The organism is Paenibacillus algicola (assembly GCF_005577435.1).
GTDB classification, from domain to species: Bacteria; Bacillota; Bacilli; order Paenibacillales; family Paenibacillaceae; genus Paenibacillus_AQ; species Paenibacillus_AQ algicola.
This window is the reverse complement of record NZ_CP040396.1, coordinates 3,767,188-3,785,171: the sequence shown is the minus strand read 5'-3', so window position 1 is coordinate 3,785,171 and position 17,984 is coordinate 3,767,188. Positions and strand designations below refer to the sequence as shown.

The window sequence follows — 17,984 nt, the reverse complement described above, 5'->3', positions numbered from 1 at the left end:
TTTTGTTCATGCTGGTAAATGCTGCAGCTGCATTTTTTTGCGCTGGGGCACCCCGAAGAGACTAGTTTGACGCTATAATTTAGAGTAATGACAGTGATTCAGGAGAGATCGCAGCGCGTTGCTCTTTACGGCCTGACCCTTGCTGCAGTGAGTCGCAGTGAGGGCCTCATGAGAGGCTGAGCGTTCAAGTTAACCCAGGCTGACCCCTCTGTCATATGCGTCGTCTGGCAGAAATGCTAGCGGCTGGCAACCAGACCTGATAACTTCAAGGGAGGCAAGCACATGATCACACTAGGGCGAACATGGAGAGGGCTTTGGACCTTGGCAGGGATACTCCTGCTAATGGCCGGCCTGATGTCCGGCTGCTCGGAGGAAAGCAATGAGGCGGCTGTGGGAAGCAGCCGGGAAGGCGGAGCCGGCTCCGGGAATGAGCCTTTCCCTATGAAGCTGATGATCCCCGGTCTCAATGCCGAGAATCCGGGCAAGGACAATGCGTTTCATCAAGCCATTGAGCAGTATACGAATAGTAGTCTGGACATCACCTGGGTGCCGCAGGATACCTATGACGAGAAGAGCAATCTGCTCATGGTTTCCGGCGAGCTGCCTGACCTGATGTATGTAAAGAGCATGAAGTCCTCCAGCTTTTTGAATGCTATTAAAGCGGGAGCATTTTGGGAGATTGGACCCGAGCTCAAGAACTATCCGAACCTGAGTCAGGCCAATGAAGAGATTCTGGACAACCTGGCGATTGACGGAAAGGTGTATGCCGTTTACCGGCACTCTGCGCCGGCGCAGGTCGGGGTCACGTACCGGAAAGACTGGCTGGAGCGGCTTGGATTATCAGAGCCCCGGACGCCGGAGGAGTTCTACAAGCTGCTGAAGGCGTTCAAGGAGAACGATCCGGACCAGAACGGCAAGGATGATACGTACGGCTTTATTTACTGGAAAGAGGACTTTCTGTCGATGTTCCGCATTCTGGCCAATTGGTATGGCAGTCCGAATATTTGGGGTGTGGACGAGAACGGAGAGCTCATCCCGGATTTTGTGACCAAAGAATATATGGATGCTCTCAATTTCATGAAAAGGCTGTATGACGAAGAGCTGATGAATCCTAACTTTGCCGTCCTTGCCGGAGCCAAAGCGAATGATATGTTTCTTGCCGGCGAGGGAGGAGCCATGTTCAGCTCTCTCAACAATCCGGCGGCCTGGTCGCTTGCCGGCAAGACAGAGCCGGGCGCAGAGCTGGGCGTATTCTCCACATTGGAAGCCGGATACGGGAAAAGAGCGCGGGCCGGCAGCGGATATCTCGGGGTCTATATGATTCCCAAGCGCTCCGTCCAGACAGAGGAGCAATTTCATCGCATTCTGCAATTCCTGGACCAGATGAATGATGCACCGATGCAGAACCTGCTGGAGTACGGAATCGAGGGCAGGCACTACAAGGTGGAGGACGGCAAGGCCGTCATGCTGGACACCGAGCTGATGCAGAGTGAGATTATGGATTACAAGCATCTGCAGCTAAAGGTAGCGATGAATTTGCTGCCGGCGGGAGGACTGCATCCCGTGCAGGAGAAGGTGGAGGAGCTAAAGGCAGCCAATGAGGAGTATGCCGTGTACAATCCGGCGCAGCCGTTTGATTCCAATACCTACACAAAGCAGGGACAGCAGCTGGATGATATGCGATATGACATGATGGCGAAATATGTGATGGGCGATCTGGATGCCGAAGGCTACCAGAAGGCTGTGCAGAAATGGATGGATGCCGGGGGCAGCAAGGTCATAGAGGAGCTGAACCAGCAGTACCGGCGGTCGAAGAAATAAGGAAATCTATGAAGCATGAGCAAGATTGCTGGAGAAAAGCAAGAAGCGGATCGATCCAAAGAATGAACAGGAGAAGGGAGCAAATTACACATGAATACTATGGAACAATCTCAATTACTGGAACGTTTGCTGCATCGCGTAGAGGGCATTGAATCGGACGTATGGCGCCTCAGAATGGATTTCTGGGAGTGGAACTCCGGTGTCTGCCTGTTCGGGATCATCAAGGCGTATGAAGCAACCGGCGAGAAGAAATATCTGTCTTTTCTGAGTGAGTGGTACGACCGGAACGTTGAGCAGCGCAAGACGGGCTCGGTGAATACGGTCATTCCGGCGAACGTAGCCCTGCTCCTGCTGAAGGAAACCGGGGATGCTAAATATGCAGCCATCTGCGAGGAGTATGCCGACTGGTGCCTGAACGTTTCGCTCAAGACGACCAATGGGGGGCTTGCTCACGTATGGAGCGAGGGCGGCCTGGAGGACTACAAAAATCAGCTGTGGATCGATTCCCTGTTTATGGCTGGCCTGTTCATGCTCCGCTATGGTGCCTGGAGCCGGAACGAGAAGCTGCTGGCAGCAGGGAAAGAGCAGTTTGATATTCATATCCGTTCCCAGTTTGATCCGGAGGCGGGGCTGTTCTATCACGGCTATCACTGTCTGGAACAGAAGCCGCTGGGCGAATTCTGGGGCAGAGGCAACGGCTGGGCTGCTGCGAGCCTGATTGAATTGATTGAGAATCAAGGAGTAGACAGCGAGGAAGGCCGCTATGTGGAGGTGTTCCAGCGTCTGATGGAGAAGGGCTATCAGCTTCGCCTGAAGGACGGGATGCTCCGCACCCTGCCGGAACTGGAGGAGGCCTATCCGGAAGCAACTGCAACCGCATTGTTCGGCTACGCTGCGCTGAAGGGCGTCAGACTTGGCATTCTGGAACATAAATTTGAGGCCTGGGGCCGGCAGACCACAGAGACCTTGGCGCAGCATGTGTCGGAAGAAGGAATTCCGCAATCCGCCTCCGGCGGCACCGATTGTCAGGAGAAGGAAGGCTATCTGCAGGTTCCTTACACCGAGACGCTGTATGCGTACGGAGTCCTGTTCATGCTGTATGGAGAGGCGATCAAGCTGACGGAAGAATCCCAGGAGACTGCCGATGTTTGATATGCTGCTGGAACGGTGGAGATTTCTGCTGGTTGGCGGAGCGGCTGCAGAGTCAGGCCGCTCCCCGGCCCGCGGGAATGACGGAGATAAGCAGAGCCAGGGAGTGACCCGCTTTGTACAGTCAATGACACCTGGCCACGGGGAAACACTGTGGAGCGATCTGCCGAAGCTCATCAATGCGGCCGATCTGCACCATAATTACTCCCGGCTTTACGAAATGACGCTGGCACTGGAAACCGCCGGCTCGCCGCTTTATCAAGACAGCGCTTTAGAGCAGTCGATACTGCAGGGCCTGGAATGGATGTATGAGCACCGCTACAACGAGCAGGTACCGACTTACGGCAATTGGTGGTACTGGGAGATTGGCTCGCCGCTGCTTCTGGTCAATATCCTCTGCCTGATGAAGGAGCGGCTGACGCCGGAGAGAATGGTTCAATATCTTCGTCCCGTGCACCGGTTTGTGCCGAATCCGATGATAATGCGGACGGCCGATCTGCCGGAGCCTTATCTCTCTACCGGTGCGAATCGGGTATGGAAATCCCGCGCCTTTCTATTCTACTCCTTGCTGCATGAAGATGCAGAAGGAATTGCTGCGGCAAGAGATGCGCTTTCGCCAGTTTTTGGAACCGTTTCCGCAGGGGACGGCTTCTACCCGGACGGATCATTTATTCAGCACAAGAAATTTCCGTACACCGGCGGGTATGGCAAATCGCTGCTGAAGGAGCTGGCAGAGCTGACCTTTGTGCTGCAGGGCTCGCAGTGGACGATCTCCAAAGAACAGGCGGATGAGATGGCCGGCTGGGTCCAGCATTCCTTCGCTCCCTTTATCTTCCGAGGGCTCATGATGGAGATGGTTCGGGGCAGGGAGCTGTCGCGCCAGACTCCGGGAAGCCACGCCAATGTTCAGGCGGTGGCCGTGGCGTCGCTGCAGCTGGCTAAAGCCGCTTCACCGGAGCCTGCCGCCTGGCTGCGCAGCCAGGCCAAGCAATGGCTGCTAGCACTCTCCGAGGGCTGGGGGGATATCGGCCTGGGGCCTGCCGCGGCTTCTCTCGCTCAGGAGGTGCTTCAAGACGAAAGTATTGAGCCGGCCGAAGAGAAGGTCTTCTGCAAGGTGTTTGCCAGCATGGACCGGGCCGTATCGAGAGCACCGGGCCATGCCCTGGGCGTAAGTATGTTCTCCGAGCGGATCGGCAGCTATGAATCCATCAATGGCGAGAACTTAAAGGGCTGGTACACTGCCCATGGCATGACGTACTTGTATAACTCCGATTTACGGGTATACGCTGATGGCTTCTGGCCTACGGTGAATCCGCACCGGCTGCCGGGGACGACCGTGAGCACGGTGCCAAGGCAGAACGGCTTCGGGCTGAACCGTCCGCTGCTGGGACAGTTTGCCGGCGGCGTGCAATGCGGACAGGACAGCGGTCTGGTCGGTATGGAGCTCGTAGAGCCGGATGAATTCCGGGCCCGGAAATCCTGGTTTCTGTTCGGAGAAGTCTACGTTTGCCTGGGAACGGTGCTGGAAGGAGCAGCCGGGGCGACCGAAACGATCGTGGACAACCGGATGCTGAATCAAGAGGGCAGTAACGTGCTTCTGATCGACGGACAGGAGGGTGTGAAGGAATCCGGTGACACCTTGGCGTCAAGCCCAGCGTGGATGCATCTGTCCGGCAGTGTTCCGGGAGCCGATGTAGGCTACGTATTCCCGGATGCCGGCCTCCTGCAGGTGCTGAGAGAAGCCCGGAGCGGCAGCTGGAGAGAGCTGGATAACAAGGGCTCGGCGGAATTGGTTACCAGACATTATCTCACAGCCTGGTTTGAGCACGATGCGACGGCAAAGGATGAGGGCTATGCCTATATGCTGCTGCCTGGGGCCAGCCCGCAGGAAACAGCCCGCTATGCCGCCGAACCAGGCATCCACATCTTGGCCTGCACCCGCGAGGTCCACGCGGCAGCGGAGCCGGGGCAAGGCAGGCTCGCCGCCTTCTTCTGGGAGGACGGGGTGAAATCGGCGGGACCGATCACTTGTGACCGGCGTGCCAGTGTCATGGTGAAGGAAAGCGAAGAACGTATTGAAGTGTGTGTTGCGGATCCGACGCATGCCGAGGAAGGAACCATCGAGCTGGAGCTCGCCATTCCAGCCGGACGGGAGGTGATCGCCTGCAGTGAATGGATCGCCGTGACCCAGCTACAGCCCACGGTGAAGCTAACGTTTCAAAGGAAAGGGGCAAAAGGTGCGACACAATGCGTCGTATTTTCGAAAATCGAAGCATCCTGATTCAAGATTAAACTTCTGGAGGAGATGCCAAAATGAATTCATCATTTATGAAAACGATTTCGATTATGCTTGTGATCTGTCTGTCATTATCCTGGATTGGAACTACAAATACTGCAGTAGAGGCTCAGGGAAATCCCCCTTTGCTGTTTAATGATTTTGAGGACGGGAATACCTCAGATTGGAACCTTCCTTCTGGTTTTGCCCTGCATACCGACAATGGAAACAAAATGCTCCGGTATGTATATCAGTCTGGCAGCTCTACGCGCAAGTATGCGGTAGCGGGCAGCTCGGACTGGAGCCAGTACGCGGTGGAGGCGAAGCTTCAAAGCTCCTCGGACAGCAACAGTATTGGCGTGTATGCCAGATATGGGGGAGAAAATAACCACTATCTGCTTCGGCTGGATACAGGGAGCGACACACTCTCTCTTGTCAAAAAGCTGAACGGTAACGCGACATTGCTGGATTCGGCGCCTGTCGTGCTCGATCTGAACACGCTGTATACCGTCAAGCTTGCTGTAGACGGAAACCAGCTCACAGGCTATGTAGACGGGGCGCCGCTGCTTTCGGCAACGGACAGCTCGCTCACCAAGGGCAAGATTGCCATTGGCGGCTACAGCAAGTCCAGCTACAGCGTGGATGACGTTCTGGTCAGCGACCTGAGAACGGCCGTGTCCATCGACGTTCAGCCTGACAGTCCGGTACTGCTCGTGGATGAGGTCCGCAAGCTGAGCTCGACGGTGCTGGATCAGGGCGGACAGCCGATGAACGACGCAGCGGTAAGCTGGAGCAGTGATGATGCTGCAATAGCAGCCGTAGACAGCGCCGGTAACGTGACGGCTGTGGCTGCAGGCACAACAACGATCCGTGCTTCCTTTAACAATCTGGAGGCTACCGCAGCGGTAACGGTGCAGGAGCTGGAGGAAGAGCTTCCGCTGGAGCTGAAGCGTACGCTGCAGCCGATCGCGGTCGATGGCGTGCTGGATGAAAGCGTCTGGAATCTGGACCGCACGGCACGCAAAGCCGTTCTGGGCACCAGCGGCAATACGGTAAACTTCGGGACGCTCTGGGATGACAAATACTTATACGTAGGTGTGAAGGTGTTTGATGATCAGCTCTACAGTGATTCCGAGGATTCCTACGAGAATGACTCTGTCGAGGTGTTTATCGACGGTGACCACAATCACGGCTCGACCTATGATGTGAATGATTGGCATTTCCGTAAAGGGTATAACGATGATGCGCTCTTCGAGCGATTGAATGAGCGGATCGGCGTGCAGCATGCCTCCGCCGCGATTCCTGGCGGGTACGCAGTCGAGCTGGCCATTCCTTGGCTGAATCTCGGTCTGACGGCAGAGGCAGGCCTTGATTTCGGATTTGATCTTGCCGTCAATGACGACGATAACGGCGGTGCAAGGGAAGCGCAGCTCGTCTGGAACGGCATTGCAGATAACTACAAGAATACGGTCGCTTTCGGCGACGCCACCTTGCTGGCGGACACGGTAGGCACGGCGGTTACAGTACCGGCTCCGGCGGCGGTAGACCGGTACGTGACGCCGCAGGGCGCAGGTACGAAGGATGGCAGCAGCTGGGCAAATGCCTTGGCCGGAGATCAGGTCGGCGGCCTTCAGGCAGCCTGGGATGCTACCGGGGATGCCAACACGCTGTATATCGGCAGCGGCACCTACACCGTTCCGCAAACCTTGACCCTGACTCGTGGCGGTACGGACCGGGAGAACTGGAAGAAGCTCCAGGGTGTCGATACCGGTGCCGGGGTGCCTATATTCCAGGGAGACTGGTCGCTGCAAAATCAAGTCAACCGTTCGCTGATTGATGTGCCGCTGGGCGTCAGCTACTGGCAGATCGAGGACATTGTGATCGAAAATTATTATTATGGCATCTATGCGAATGGACAGCATACCGGCATCCGCGTCGTGGATGTGGATATGCATAATATGAGCGACGGTGTGTACTTGTGGGGCCGGGCAACCCGTTCCAATCCGGACGCGGGCTCCCATGATATTATGATCAAGGGCGGCACATATACGAATTACACGAAAAGTGCAGTTCGATTCCGTAACGGCAACTATTTGGCCAGTGTTATTGGCGTAACGGCAGATGCCGGCGGTCAGGCTAACTTCACATCCGGCAGCTTCCCTATGGGCTTCAGAATCGGTAACTCGCCGGAATCGGAATATATTTTTGACCATGATATCGTGTTCCAGGATGTCGTGAGCAGCAACAGCTGGCATGAGAATGGCAGCAGTAATTACTGGAATGGAGACGGCTTTAGTGCGGAGCGGCAGGTATATAACCTGACCTATGTACGCAGCAAGGCGTTTGACAGCACGGACGGCGGCTGGGATGACAAGTCGATCAATCCGGTGTTTATTGATACAGTGGCCTTCGGCAACAAGCGGAATTACCGGATCTGGTCTGCCGATAAGGCGGTATTTATGAGAGCGATCGGCGGTTATTCCTACAAGCGCGGCGGTAACAGTGACTCCATCGGGCTGTGGGTCGGCAGCGCAGTCGGCAAAGCTGAAATGTACTACAGCACCCTGTACAACAATGCGCAGTCCGAGATTTCCCTGGAGGGCCCGACCAACCAGGTAGATCTGTACAACTCCATCATCGGCGACAGCCGGGGAGGAGACCTGTACACGCTGAACGGCGGTCAGGTGAATGCTTATCAGACTGAGGAGTACTCCGCAGGAATTCAAGGCACGGACCCGCAGCTGGTGAATGGCTCGAATGCGAACTGGAAAGGCGACAGCACGGATTTCAACAGCCAGCTGTACGGCGCTTCCAAGGGCTATCATTATCCGGGACCGAGCACGGCACCGTACACTGTACAGATCAGTACCTCTAGCATTGCACTGGATTCATTCGAGCAGTTGACCGTCCATGCACAGGTGCTGGATCCATCGGGGCAGCCGGTGAGCGATCCGGAGGAAGTCATCTGGTACAGCGATGACGCAAGCCTGGCACGGCTGCTGCAATCCCGCGGCGCTGAAGCTGTCATTGAGGGCTTGAGCGCGGGCAGCACCGAGCTGGTAGCGATGTATAAAGGAGCCGAGGCGAAAGTCACGGTGTCCGTGACGGAATAAAAGACAGGGGAGGGATCAAGGCGGCAGCAGCTGCGCCGGGTCCCTTCCCTCCGTCTGTTTTTATATAAACATACAAAAGGAGTTCGTGAGATGAACATCATATACTTGCATACGCACGATACTGGAAGATACATTCAGCCATACGGCTACGCCGTTCCGACGCCGAACCTGATGGAGCTGGCGCGCGGGGGAACCTTGTTCCGTCAGGCCTTCTGTGCTGCACCTACCTGCTCGCCGAGCCGGGCTGCGCTGCTGACAGGCATGGCTCCGCATTCCAACGGTATGCTGGGACTGACGCACCGGGGCTTTCTGCTAAATGATTACAAGGAGCACCTGGTTTCGTTCCTGGCGGACCAGGGATATGAGACCGCCTTGTGCGGCGTTCAGCATGAAGCGCCGGACAAAGCGATCCTCGGATATGAGCACCTGCTTGAGCCTGAGGCTGCACCGGAGCAGGAGCATGAGGACGTAAGATGTGCCGAACGGGCCGCAGCTTATATTCGTGAAGATCGGGAGCGGCCGTTCTTCCTGTCGCTGGGGCTGTTCAACACTCACCGGGAGTTCCCGGAGAGAGATCCGGAGGTGAATCCGAACTATGTGCTGCCTCCGCACCCGTTCCCGGATACAGCTCAGAACCGCGAGGATATGGCGAATTATATCAGCTCTGCCAAGCTGATGGATCGCTGTGTCGGCATTGTGATGGAGGCGCTGAAGGCATCGGGGCAGGAGGACAGCACACTGCTGATCTTTACAACCGATCACGGCCTCGCCTTCCCGCACATGAAATGCAGCTTGTACGATACCGGAATCGGGGTCGCGCTAATGATGAAGAAGCCGGGACTCATCCGGGCCGGACATGTCGAGGATTCGCTGGTATCCCAGGTGGACCTGTTCCCGACGCTGTGCGACATGCTGGGTGTAGAGCAGCCAGAAAGGCTGCAGGGCGTATCCTTGCTGCCGCTCATTGAAGGAAGCCGCGACAAGGTTCGGGAGGAGATTTTTGCGGAGGTCACCTTCCATGCTGCCTATGAGCCGATGCGGTGTATCCGGACCGACCGGTACAAGCTGATCCGCTGGTTTGATGAGCATGACGGACTGGTGCCGGCGAATATCGACGATTCCCCGACCAAGAGCTTCCTGGTAGAGCAGGGGCTGCTGAGCACACGAAGAGAGCCGGTAGAGCTGTATGATCTGTACCTCGATCCGGTGGAGCGGGTCAATGTCGTCCGGGATGAAGCGTATGCCGGCATATATCAAGACCTGTCCTCGCGCCTGATGGCCTGGATGGAGGAAACCGGCGATCCTTTGCTGCATGGCAAGGTGCAGAAGCCGGAGGGAGCGCGCATCAACAAGGTAAGCTGTGTCAGCAACCAGGTTCCCGACTATGAATAAATAGACGTATTACAGCGGTTTCTCTCCCGCCCGCTATGGCGCTGGTGCGGAGAGAGCCGCTTTTTATGATACAACGAAACAGACCGGCCCAAGGAGATCGTCAGGATCTTCTCGGGCCGGTCTGTTTCAATTGTCAGAAGGCTTACTCGTACCAGTAGCCTTTATGTCCGCGTTCCATACGCATCAGGGCTTCCAGATAGAAATAATCGCCCCAGATGGTGAAATCGTCCGGATTATTACCTTTGCGAACACTGTACGAGCCATGCTTGATAAAGCCTTGTGCTTCCGGCTCTTGAATGGTGGAATATTCAGGGTCCATCAATCCGCTCATGCAATCGTCGAAGCCCTTCTGCAGCCAGCCTCTTGCGTCATGATCTGCCGGAAGCAGCTTGAGCATTTCATGAATACCGCAGGCCGCAATGGCGTTAGCAGAGCTGTCCCGGTTCGTGTCGGCGTGAATCGGTGCATCGAAATCCCAGTACACAACCTTGTCCTCCGGCAGGCGGTCCAGGAAGAAGCGGGTCATGCGCAGTGCCGTTTCCAGATAGAGCGGGTCTTTGGTGTATTTGTACGACAGCGTAAAGCCGTAAATGCCCCATGCCTGTCCGCGTGTCCAGGTCGAGCCGTTAGTGTAGCCCTGCTGAGTAGCTCCGCGGAGCGCTTCACCGGTCTCTTGGTCGAAGTAGAAGGTATGGTATGAAGAGTCATCACCGCGAACCAGGAAACGGCGGCTTTTGTTGGCGTGGTTAGTAGCCACATCCAGGTAGCTCTGCTTGCCCGTCATTTCATACGCCCAGTACAGGATCGGCAGATTCATCAGGCAGTCAATGATCATCCGTCCGCCATTGCTTGCATCACCCTCAGGGCCCCAGGCCTGAAGCACACCGGTTGTAGAACGCCAGCGTCTCATCAGCATATCAGCCGCATCAAGAGTCAGCTGCTTGGCAGCCGGGTCCTTGTCAATCATCCACTGTGCCTTCGAGGACAAGGAGAACAGGAATCCGATATCATGTGTATCCATCTTGATCTGCTGATCCAGGCGCTCCTTGAAGCTGTCTACCGTCCGGCGTGCTGCCGTGCGGAACACCTCGTCTCCGCTGTATTCATAGCACAGCCACAAAATGCCGGACCAGAACCCGTTCGTCCAGTTGGCATTAGGCAATAGCATATACTCATCATTTTTACTGCATTGCGGATAGGCATCTCCGAAACGCTCAATGTTTAATCTTGTTTTCTCTACCGCATCTTCAATCGCTTGCTTCCACATACACTCAGCCTCCTCGTTATTCTCTCTCTATCATAAAAGAGAACGGTTACCCTTAGTGCATGCTGGTTGTGTTAAAATGTAGCTATATTGTTGTATTGGGAGTGTATGATGGGAAACAACCGACTTCAGACCATTGACTTTATTACGATGCCTTTTCGCTCTAGTATTATGGCAAAGGCCGATCTTTCGTACAGCGGCTACTTCCATTACCATCAGGGGGTGGAGCTGCTCTATATCCATGAGGGAAGCGGGACGCTGGTGCTGGACCAGCAGGTGCACACCATGAAGCCTGGCGATTTGTATATTTTTCAGCCGTTTCAGCTGCATCATGTCAAAGCCGATGTTGGCGAAGAAACGCCGTATGTCCGCTCCAGAATTCAGTTCGAGCCGCAGGTATTTCAGCGATATTTTGAGCCCTTTGAGCAGCTGATGGAGGTCTATCAGCATCTATGGAAGGGAGCGATGCAAAAACAGGTGTTCCGCCTCATGCCGCAGCATGCTCCGATCGAAACGCTGCTGCAGTACTATGGCACAGCGTCTATGCTGCCGGGACACGAGCGAGGGCGCATGGAGCGGTTTGCGACGCTCCTGCAGCAGCTGCTGCTGGCGGTTCAGGGGCAGCTGCAGGATGTGCTGCCGCAGCCAGGCTTTGCCGCTACGCGGAGCCTGACCCATTCCGAGGCAGTGCTGCAATGGGTCGAGCAGCATTACGCGGAGCCGTATCGACTGGAGGTGCTGGCGGAGGAGCTTCATATATCCAAGTACCATCTGCTGCACACCTTCAAGCGGGAGACCGGCAGCACGATCACGGACTACATTCAGGTGAGAAGGATGAAGGAGGCCTGCCAGCTGCTCGGCAGCAGCTCTTTGCCGGTCGCAGACATCGGCACACAGGTGGGTTGGCCGGTGGCGTCACATTTTGTACAGCGGTTCAAGAAGTGGACCGGTGTGACGCCCCATCAGTACCGCAAGCGTCAGCGCAGAGCTATGGCAGAGCTTGAAGTGAAGCCGGATCAGGCCTGAGGAAGGGAAGGGCTTAAGCGGGCCCGGGACGCCTAGATCTCGGCAATCGTGCTTCCTTCCAGAAAGGAGCCGGTAATCCGGGAATGCATGACCGGCTGATGGGGATGTGCAATTCTCCACAGCATGCGGTCTGCGGCCTCAAATCCGGTTTCCTTGATGAGCAGCTGCGGACGGCTGAGCAAGGGAAGGCCGGGAGGCTGCTCATTGACAAGCGCCGCCATGGAGCAATCCTTCGGGATGCTTACCCCGGCACCCGTAAGGGCTTCGTAAATCCGGCTGCAATCCTCGTCAATCCCGCACAGCACGGCCGTCGGCCGGAAGCGGCGGTAGCTGTCCAGAAAGGCCTCTGCTGAAGTGTGCATGAGCGGCAAGCCCCGGTCATTCATGGCTTCATCGAACGCCTGCCGCCGGAGCACATACCCCCGCTGCGAATGTGCATCTCCGACATAGAGGATAGAGCGGTGGCCCCCGGCATATAAAGCGTCCACTGCCTGATAGATCGCCTCCTGCACATCCCACACTACACTATCGACCTGCGAGAGCGGCTTCGGATAGTTAATGAGCGTCTTGGCGAGCGGCAGTGACAACAGCTTGTTCTCGATCAGGCTAGAGCGGATTCGCGGCGCGATCAGGAGTCCGTCGGCATGCAAAATGTTGTGCTGCTGGACCCACTCCTGAAATTGCGGGTCGGTCCAGTCCTCATCCAGCACATACCGCTCCAGCTGATGATCAAACTGTCCAAAGCGCTCCTCCAGCCCGTCGGTCAGCAGCCGGTTATAGTTCAGGGACTGGTGCGATTGAACAAAAATAAAGCGAAGGCGTATGGATGGATACGGTGCAATGCCCTGCCTTGCCATTTCCCGGGCCTGTGCGGTCGACAAATAGCCGCGGACGTAAGCCGCGCGCAAAATCCGCCCCCGCGTTTCCTCCGACATGCCGGGCCGTCCCCGCAGGGCCTTGGAAATCGTCTGAACCGAGATGCCAAGCTCCAAGGATAAATCCTCCAGTGTGGCTGCTTTTCTTCTCCCCATAGCCGGTTGAGTCGCCTCCTTATGTACAGTCATTCTTCTTATCTTAAACAAAAATGAAACTATATTAAAGTACGTTCCCTGCCTATAATGAGACTCAGATCAATCGGAAGGAGCGACAACACCATGAAACATAGTAAGCTTCAAAGAATGGATGCAGATATTGTCGTCTGCGGCGGAGGTCCCGCAGGCATTAACGCAGCGCTGGCTGCCGGCCGCAGCGGAGCCAAGACGATTCTGATTGAAAGGTACGGCTTTCTCGGCGGCATGTCCACGATTGCACTGGTCTATCCGTGGATGACGTTCCACACGACAGAGGGCAAGCAGGTCATCGGCGGCATCGCTCAGGAAATTGTAGACCGGCTGCAGGCAGCGGGCGCTTCCCCGGGCCATGTTCGGGACACCGTTGGCTTTGTCAATACGATTACTCCATATGATCCGGAATATTATAAGATTCTTATGTTTGATATGCTCCGTGAAGCAGGCGTTACCGTCCTGCTGCACAGCTTTATGGATGAGGTTCATACCGTGGATGACGTGATCGAGTCCATTGAGGTGACGACCAAGTCCGGGCGCTTCAACATCTATGCCAAGCAGTTTGTAGATACGACGGGAGATGCGGATCTGGCGTTCCTGTCCGGGGCACCGTGCCTGCAGGGCCGGGAAGGCGATAAGCAGACCCAGCCGATGACGATGAAATTCCGGATGCGCGGCGTCGATCTGGATGAGGTCAAGCAGTACATGATCGACCATCCGGACGAATTCTACAAAAAGACTCCGTTTGACGAGTTAGAGGAGCTGCCATTATCGGGAGTGCTGGGCTACTACAAGCACTGGAAGGAAGCTGACCTGCCGATCAACCGGGATCAGGTGCTCTTCTTTACCGGTCCGGGACCCGACGAGGTACTGGTAAATACGACCCGCGTACAAGGTCTGGACGGAACCAATGTTCAGGATCTGACAGAAGCCGAGGTGCTGGGCCGCAAGCAGGTCAAAATGGTATCCGATTTCATGAGAGATTGTCTGCCGGGCTTCCAGAACGCTTCCCTGTCCTCTGTAGGCACCCAGATCGGGATTCGGGAAACGCGCCGTATTGACGGTCAGTACGCGCTGCAGGTGCAGGATGTGCTGCAGGGTAAGCCATTCCCGGACTGCATCGCGCGCAGCGGGTACCCGATTGACATTCATGACCCGACAGGCAAAGGTGTGGAAGCAGCCTGGGTCGAGGGAGACGGAGCGTATGACATTCCTTACCGCTGTCTGCTGCCTCAAAAGATCAACAACCTGCTCGTCGCCGGACGCTGTATCTCGACAACGCATGAAACTCTGGCCACGACCCGCCTGACGCCAAGCTGTATGGCAACAGGACAAGCTGCGGGCGCTGCGGCAGGACTGTCGGTCAAGCACAGCATTGCTCCGAGCGAGGTTAATATTGAGGAGCTTCAAGCCGTACTGCGCAGTCAGGGTGCAATGCTGGACCGCGATGACAGCCTGGAGGAAGGAGTCTGAGCCAAGATGAGCAGGAAGCCGAATATTTTACTGATTACGACGGATCAGCAGCGGGCGGACTGCCTCGGTATTGAGAAGTCTGCACATCCGGTCATGACGCCGCATCTGGATCAGCTTGCTGACGAAGGTGTGCGCTTCTCCCGGGCTTACAGTGACTGTCCGCTGTGTATTCCTTCCCGCACGACGATCATGACAGGGAAAGCAGCCTACGAGCACGGGGTGGATACGAACGGAGAATTCCGTATTCCTGAGGAGCGGGAGCATACGCTGCCGGGGCGTCTGACCTCGATAGGATACCAGACCCATGCGGCCGGCAAAATGCATTTCTATCCTCCGCGCAACCGCAACGGATTTGAACGCATGCGCCTCCTTCCGGAGGATTATGTCAATGATCTGGAGCGCACGGAATATAAAGGCATGTACCGGGGACATGGACTCGGAGGCAATGAGGTCTATCCTGTATTCAGCGCTGTTCCGATTCAGCATACGTCCACGCACTGGACGGTTTCGGAATCCATTGATTTTCTGAGACAGCGGGACGGAGAATCGCCCTTCTTCATGTGGACCAGCTTTGAAGCGCCGCATCCGCCGTTCGATCCGCCGGAGCAGTTTGTGTCACTGTACCGGGATCTGCCGATATCGAAGCCGCTGGCGGGAGCATGGACCGGAGAAGGTGAGCCGGAATGGGTGCACCACCGCCGCTTGTCCCGCAAGCTGGACCGGCTGAATGATGAGGTCATTCTGGCTGCACGCAAGCATTATTATGCGATGATTACGCATATTGACTACGAGCTGGGACGTTTGTTCGGAGAGCTGAAGCAGCAAGGACTGTGGGATAATACGATCATCGTCTTTGCCTCCGACCACGGCGAAATGCTGGGAGACCATGGCTTGTTCCACAAGTCCTGCTTCTACGACCCTTCCGCGCGGGTTCCGCTGATCATCAAGCCAGGCGGCGACGTCAAGCTTCCGCTTGGACCGGGCAGTGTCTGCGACCGTCCGGTCATGCTGGCCGATCTGTATCCGACTCTGACCCAGCTGGCAGGCTGCAGTGTGGAGACGGATCGGGATCAACGGGCTGGACGCTCTCTGATCGAAGCGATGGAGGACCCGAACGGGGAAAGAGTCCTGCTTGGTTACATCCAGGATGAAGGCGGATTGTATATGAGTACGGATGGGAAATGGAAGTATGTATACTACGCCCAGGATGCCAGAGAGCAGCTGTTTCATCTGGAGAGTGATCCGTACGAGATGCAGGATCTTGCGCCGGAGCCGGAGCATGCTGAGCGGCTTGCGCATTACCGCAGCCTGCTTTCCGAGCGCTTTCCGGACACCGCTGCGGCTGAAGGCCGCAAAGGTCAGTCATCCGAGGATGACGAGCGGAAGCACCGCCAGAAGAATCCTTTCGCTTGGCGGGGACCGATTCGCTACGGCGGCCACTGGTAAGATCATTGTAGAATTCGGCTACTCAGCCATAGCTGCATAAATATTTAACACCATAAACCGTTTCTCGGACAAGAGAAGGGCGCTGCCGCCTGGACTCTGACGAGGGGCGGTTTTTTGGTCTGTGTTTTATTTTTCAGCGGCCTTGACCGTCCTTTATGAATATACCTGAAAATTTATGGTATTTAACTCCCTGTAAATTTAGTATAATAAAGCTACTTTAAGAGCAGAAAGGTTGTGTTATTTCATGAAATTTACGGAGTATCCGTATGAACGCCCGGACATCAAGGTAATTGAACAGCGGTTTAAAGAACTGCTGCAGCAGTTTGACGGGGCTGCAACGTTTGAAGAGCAGGATCAAGCGATGGCTGAGATCAACAAGCTTCGCCAGCATGTGGAAACCCAGAGCACCCTGGTCAGCATTCGCCATTCTGTAGATACCAATGATGAATTTTACAAGCAAGAGCAGGATTACATGGATGAAACAGAGCCGGTTTATCAGGAGTACATAACCGATTACTATCGTTCGCTGACGAAATCCCGGTTCCGGGAGCAGCTGGAGCAGAAGTGGGGCCGGCAGCTGTTCGCCTTGGCTGAGCTGTCGCTGCAAACCTTCAGTCCCGACATCATTCAGGATTTGCAGCTGGAGAACAAGCTGTCCACCGAATATGCCCAGCTGATCGCTTCGGCCAAAATTCCGTTTAACGGCGAGGAGCTGACGCTGTCTCAGCTGACACCTTATGAGCTGTCTACAGACCGCGAGATGCGCCAATCCGCGTTTGAGGCTCGTTACCAATTTATGGCGGAGCATGAAGCGGAATTTGACCGCATTTATGACGAGCTGGTGAAGGTACGGGACAAGATGGCCAAGAAGCTTGGCTTTCAAAATTTTGTGGAGATGGGCTATGCCCGTATGGCACGGACGGATTATAATGCCGAGATGGTGGATAACTTCCGCAAGCAGGTGCAGGAATATATTGTACCGATCGCTACCCGGCTAAGAGAGCGGCAGTCACGCCGGATTGGTGTGGAGGAGCTGCTCTTCTACGATGAGGGCTTCAGCTTTAAATCCGGTAATGCAGCGCCGAAGGGTGATGCGGAATGGATTGTCGAGAACGGAAAGAAGATGTACAGCGAGCTGTCGCCGGAAATGAATGAATTTTTTAATTTTATGATTGATAACAACCTGATGGATCTCGTCAGCAAAAAAGGAAAGCAGGGCGGAGGCTACTGTACGTACATTCCGGAGCACCGTGCCCCGTTTATTTTCTCCAATTTCAATGGCACCTCCGGTGACATTGACGTGCTGACCCACGAAGCCGGGCACGCCTTCCAGGTGTACGAAAGCCGCAGCTTCCAGGTGCCGGAATATAATTTCCCGACCTATGAAGCCTGTGAGATTCATTCCATGAGCATGGAGTTCTTCACCTGGCCATGGATGGAACTGTTCTTTCAGGAAGACAGTGACAAATATAAATTCAACCATCTGGCGGACGGGCTGCTGTTCCTTCCTTATGGCGTGGCTGTGGATGAATTCCAGCACTATGTATATCTTAACCCGGAGGCTAGCCCGGCAGAGCGCAAGTCGGCTTGGCGCGAGATCGAGCGTAAATATATGCCGCACCGGAACTATGCCGGAAATGCTTATCTGGAGCAGGGCGGCTTCTGGCATAAGCAGAGCCATATTTTCAGAACGCCGTTTTACTATATCGACTACACGCTGGCACAAATCTGTGCATTCCAGTTCTGGGTGCGCCTGCATGAGAACTATGAAGCCGCTTGGGCTGATTATTTGAAGCTGTGTCAAGTGGGCGGAAGCCGCTCCTTCGTGGAGCTGGTCAAGTACGCGGGCCTGAGATCGCCATTTGAGGATGGCTGTGTGGCATCGGTAGTGGATCAGATTGAGGCTTGGCTGAACAGCGTGGACGACCAGGCATTGTAACCCTGCAAGACGTAGCCTGGTG

The 17,984-nt window shown here is 55.5% G+C and carries 11 protein-coding genes; 9 read left to right on the top strand and 2 right to left on the bottom strand.

The genetic code is table 11. The annotated features are described in order from the left end of the window. Positions 1–282: 282 nt before the first annotated feature. The 5 genes from E6C60_RS17805 to E6C60_RS17785 all read left to right on the top strand — a co-directional run bounded on the left by E6C60_RS17805 (position 283) and on the right by E6C60_RS17785 (position 9,750). Positions 283–1,821: an extracellular solute-binding protein gene (locus E6C60_RS17805; protein ID WP_138227051.1), complete on the top strand. Its 1,539-nt coding sequence runs from the start codon at positions 283–285 to the stop codon at positions 1,819–1,821. Positions 1,822–1,911: 90 nt separating this feature from the next. Beyond that, complete coding sequence (locus tag E6C60_RS17800) at positions 1,912–2,973, top strand: glycoside hydrolase family 88 protein (protein ID WP_138227050.1); 1,062 nt, start codon at positions 1,912–1,914, stop codon at positions 2,971–2,973. Next, on the top strand, positions 2,966–5,251 hold the full coding sequence (locus E6C60_RS17795; RefSeq protein ID WP_138227049.1) for a polysaccharide lyase 8 family protein: 2,286 nt from the start codon (positions 2,966–2,968) through the stop codon (positions 5,249–5,251). The genes E6C60_RS17800 and E6C60_RS17795 overlap by 8 nt, the downstream gene beginning before the upstream one ends. A gap of 32 nt (positions 5,252–5,283) precedes the next feature. After that, complete coding sequence (locus E6C60_RS17790) at positions 5,284–8,358, top strand: sugar-binding protein (RefSeq protein ID WP_138227048.1); 3,075 nt, start codon at positions 5,284–5,286, stop codon at positions 8,356–8,358. Positions 8,359–8,448: 90 nt separating this feature from the next. Next, positions 8,449–9,750, top strand: coding sequence for a sulfatase family protein (locus E6C60_RS17785; RefSeq protein ID WP_138227047.1), 1,302 nt, complete (start codon positions 8,449–8,451; stop codon positions 9,748–9,750). A gap of 142 nt (positions 9,751–9,892) precedes the next feature. On the opposite strand, the gene E6C60_RS17780 is transcribed toward E6C60_RS17785, so the two are convergent. Further along, positions 9,893–11,017 (bottom strand): glycoside hydrolase family 88 protein, encoded by a 1,125-nt coding sequence (locus tag E6C60_RS17780; protein ID WP_138227046.1) that lies wholly within the window; start codon positions 11,015–11,017, stop codon positions 9,893–9,895. A 105-nt stretch (positions 11,018–11,122) separates the two neighbouring features. Between E6C60_RS17780 and E6C60_RS17775 the strand changes: the two genes are divergently transcribed. Next, a complete protein-coding gene (locus tag E6C60_RS17775; RefSeq protein WP_138227045.1) occupies positions 11,123–12,040 on the top strand; it encodes an AraC family transcriptional regulator in 918 nt (305 codons plus the stop codon). Positions 12,041–12,072: 32 nt separating this feature from the next. Here the strand turns inward: E6C60_RS17775 and E6C60_RS17770 are convergent, their stop codons facing one another. Continuing rightward, entirely contained in the window at positions 12,073–13,071 is a 999-nt protein-coding gene (locus tag E6C60_RS17770; RefSeq protein ID WP_175415350.1) for a LacI family DNA-binding transcriptional regulator, read from the bottom strand. A 123-nt stretch (positions 13,072–13,194) separates the two neighbouring features. On the opposite strand from E6C60_RS17770, the gene E6C60_RS17765 reads away from it, so the two are divergent. The 3 genes from E6C60_RS17765 to E6C60_RS17755 all read left to right on the top strand — a co-directional run bounded on the left by E6C60_RS17765 (position 13,195) and on the right by E6C60_RS17755 (position 17,962). Next, positions 13,195–14,577, top strand: coding sequence for an FAD-dependent oxidoreductase (locus E6C60_RS17765; RefSeq protein ID WP_138227043.1), 1,383 nt, complete (start codon positions 13,195–13,197; stop codon positions 14,575–14,577). Positions 14,578–14,583: 6 nt separating this feature from the next. After that, positions 14,584–16,023 carry a sulfatase-like hydrolase/transferase gene (locus tag E6C60_RS17760; RefSeq protein WP_138227042.1) on the top strand — a complete coding sequence of 480 codons (1,440 nt, stop codon included), beginning with the start codon at positions 14,584–14,586 and terminating at the stop codon, positions 16,021–16,023. A gap of 244 nt (positions 16,024–16,267) precedes the next feature. Further along, the gene (locus E6C60_RS17755; protein WP_138227041.1) at positions 16,268–17,962 is read left to right on the top strand and encodes a M3 family oligoendopeptidase; all 1,695 of its coding nucleotides are present in this window, start codon (positions 16,268–16,270) and stop codon (positions 17,960–17,962) included. The last annotated feature ends 22 nt before the right edge of the window (positions 17,963–17,984 follow it).

Excerpts from the sequence above, each read along its gene's own strand:
- E6C60_RS17805 (WP_138227051.1), top strand. The coding sequence starts at position 283 with ATGATCACACTAGGGCGAACATGGAGAGGGCTTTGGACCTTGGCAGGG.
- E6C60_RS17800 (WP_138227050.1), top strand. The coding sequence starts at position 1,912 with ATGAATACTATGGAACAATCTCAATTACTGGAACGTTTGCTGCATCGC.
- E6C60_RS17795 (WP_138227049.1), top strand. The coding sequence starts at position 2,966 with ATGTTTGATATGCTGCTGGAACGGTGGAGATTTCTGCTGGTTGGCGGA.
- E6C60_RS17790 (WP_138227048.1), top strand. The coding sequence starts at position 5,284 with ATGAATTCATCATTTATGAAAACGATTTCGATTATGCTTGTGATCTGT.
- E6C60_RS17785 (WP_138227047.1), top strand. The coding sequence starts at position 8,449 with ATGAACATCATATACTTGCATACGCACGATACTGGAAGATACATTCAG.
- E6C60_RS17780 (WP_138227046.1), bottom strand. The coding sequence starts at position 11,017 with ATGTGGAAGCAAGCGATTGAAGATGCGGTAGAGAAAACAAGATTAAAC.
- E6C60_RS17775 (WP_138227045.1), top strand. The coding sequence starts at position 11,123 with ATGATGGGAAACAACCGACTTCAGACCATTGACTTTATTACGATGCCT.
- E6C60_RS17770 (WP_175415350.1), bottom strand. The coding sequence starts at position 13,071 with ATGGGGAGAAGAAAAGCAGCCACACTGGAGGATTTATCCTTGGAGCTT.
- E6C60_RS17765 (WP_138227043.1), top strand. The coding sequence starts at position 13,195 with ATGAAACATAGTAAGCTTCAAAGAATGGATGCAGATATTGTCGTCTGC.
- E6C60_RS17760 (WP_138227042.1), top strand. The coding sequence starts at position 14,584 with ATGAGCAGGAAGCCGAATATTTTACTGATTACGACGGATCAGCAGCGG.
- E6C60_RS17755 (WP_138227041.1), top strand. The coding sequence starts at position 16,268 with ATGAAATTTACGGAGTATCCGTATGAACGCCCGGACATCAAGGTAATT.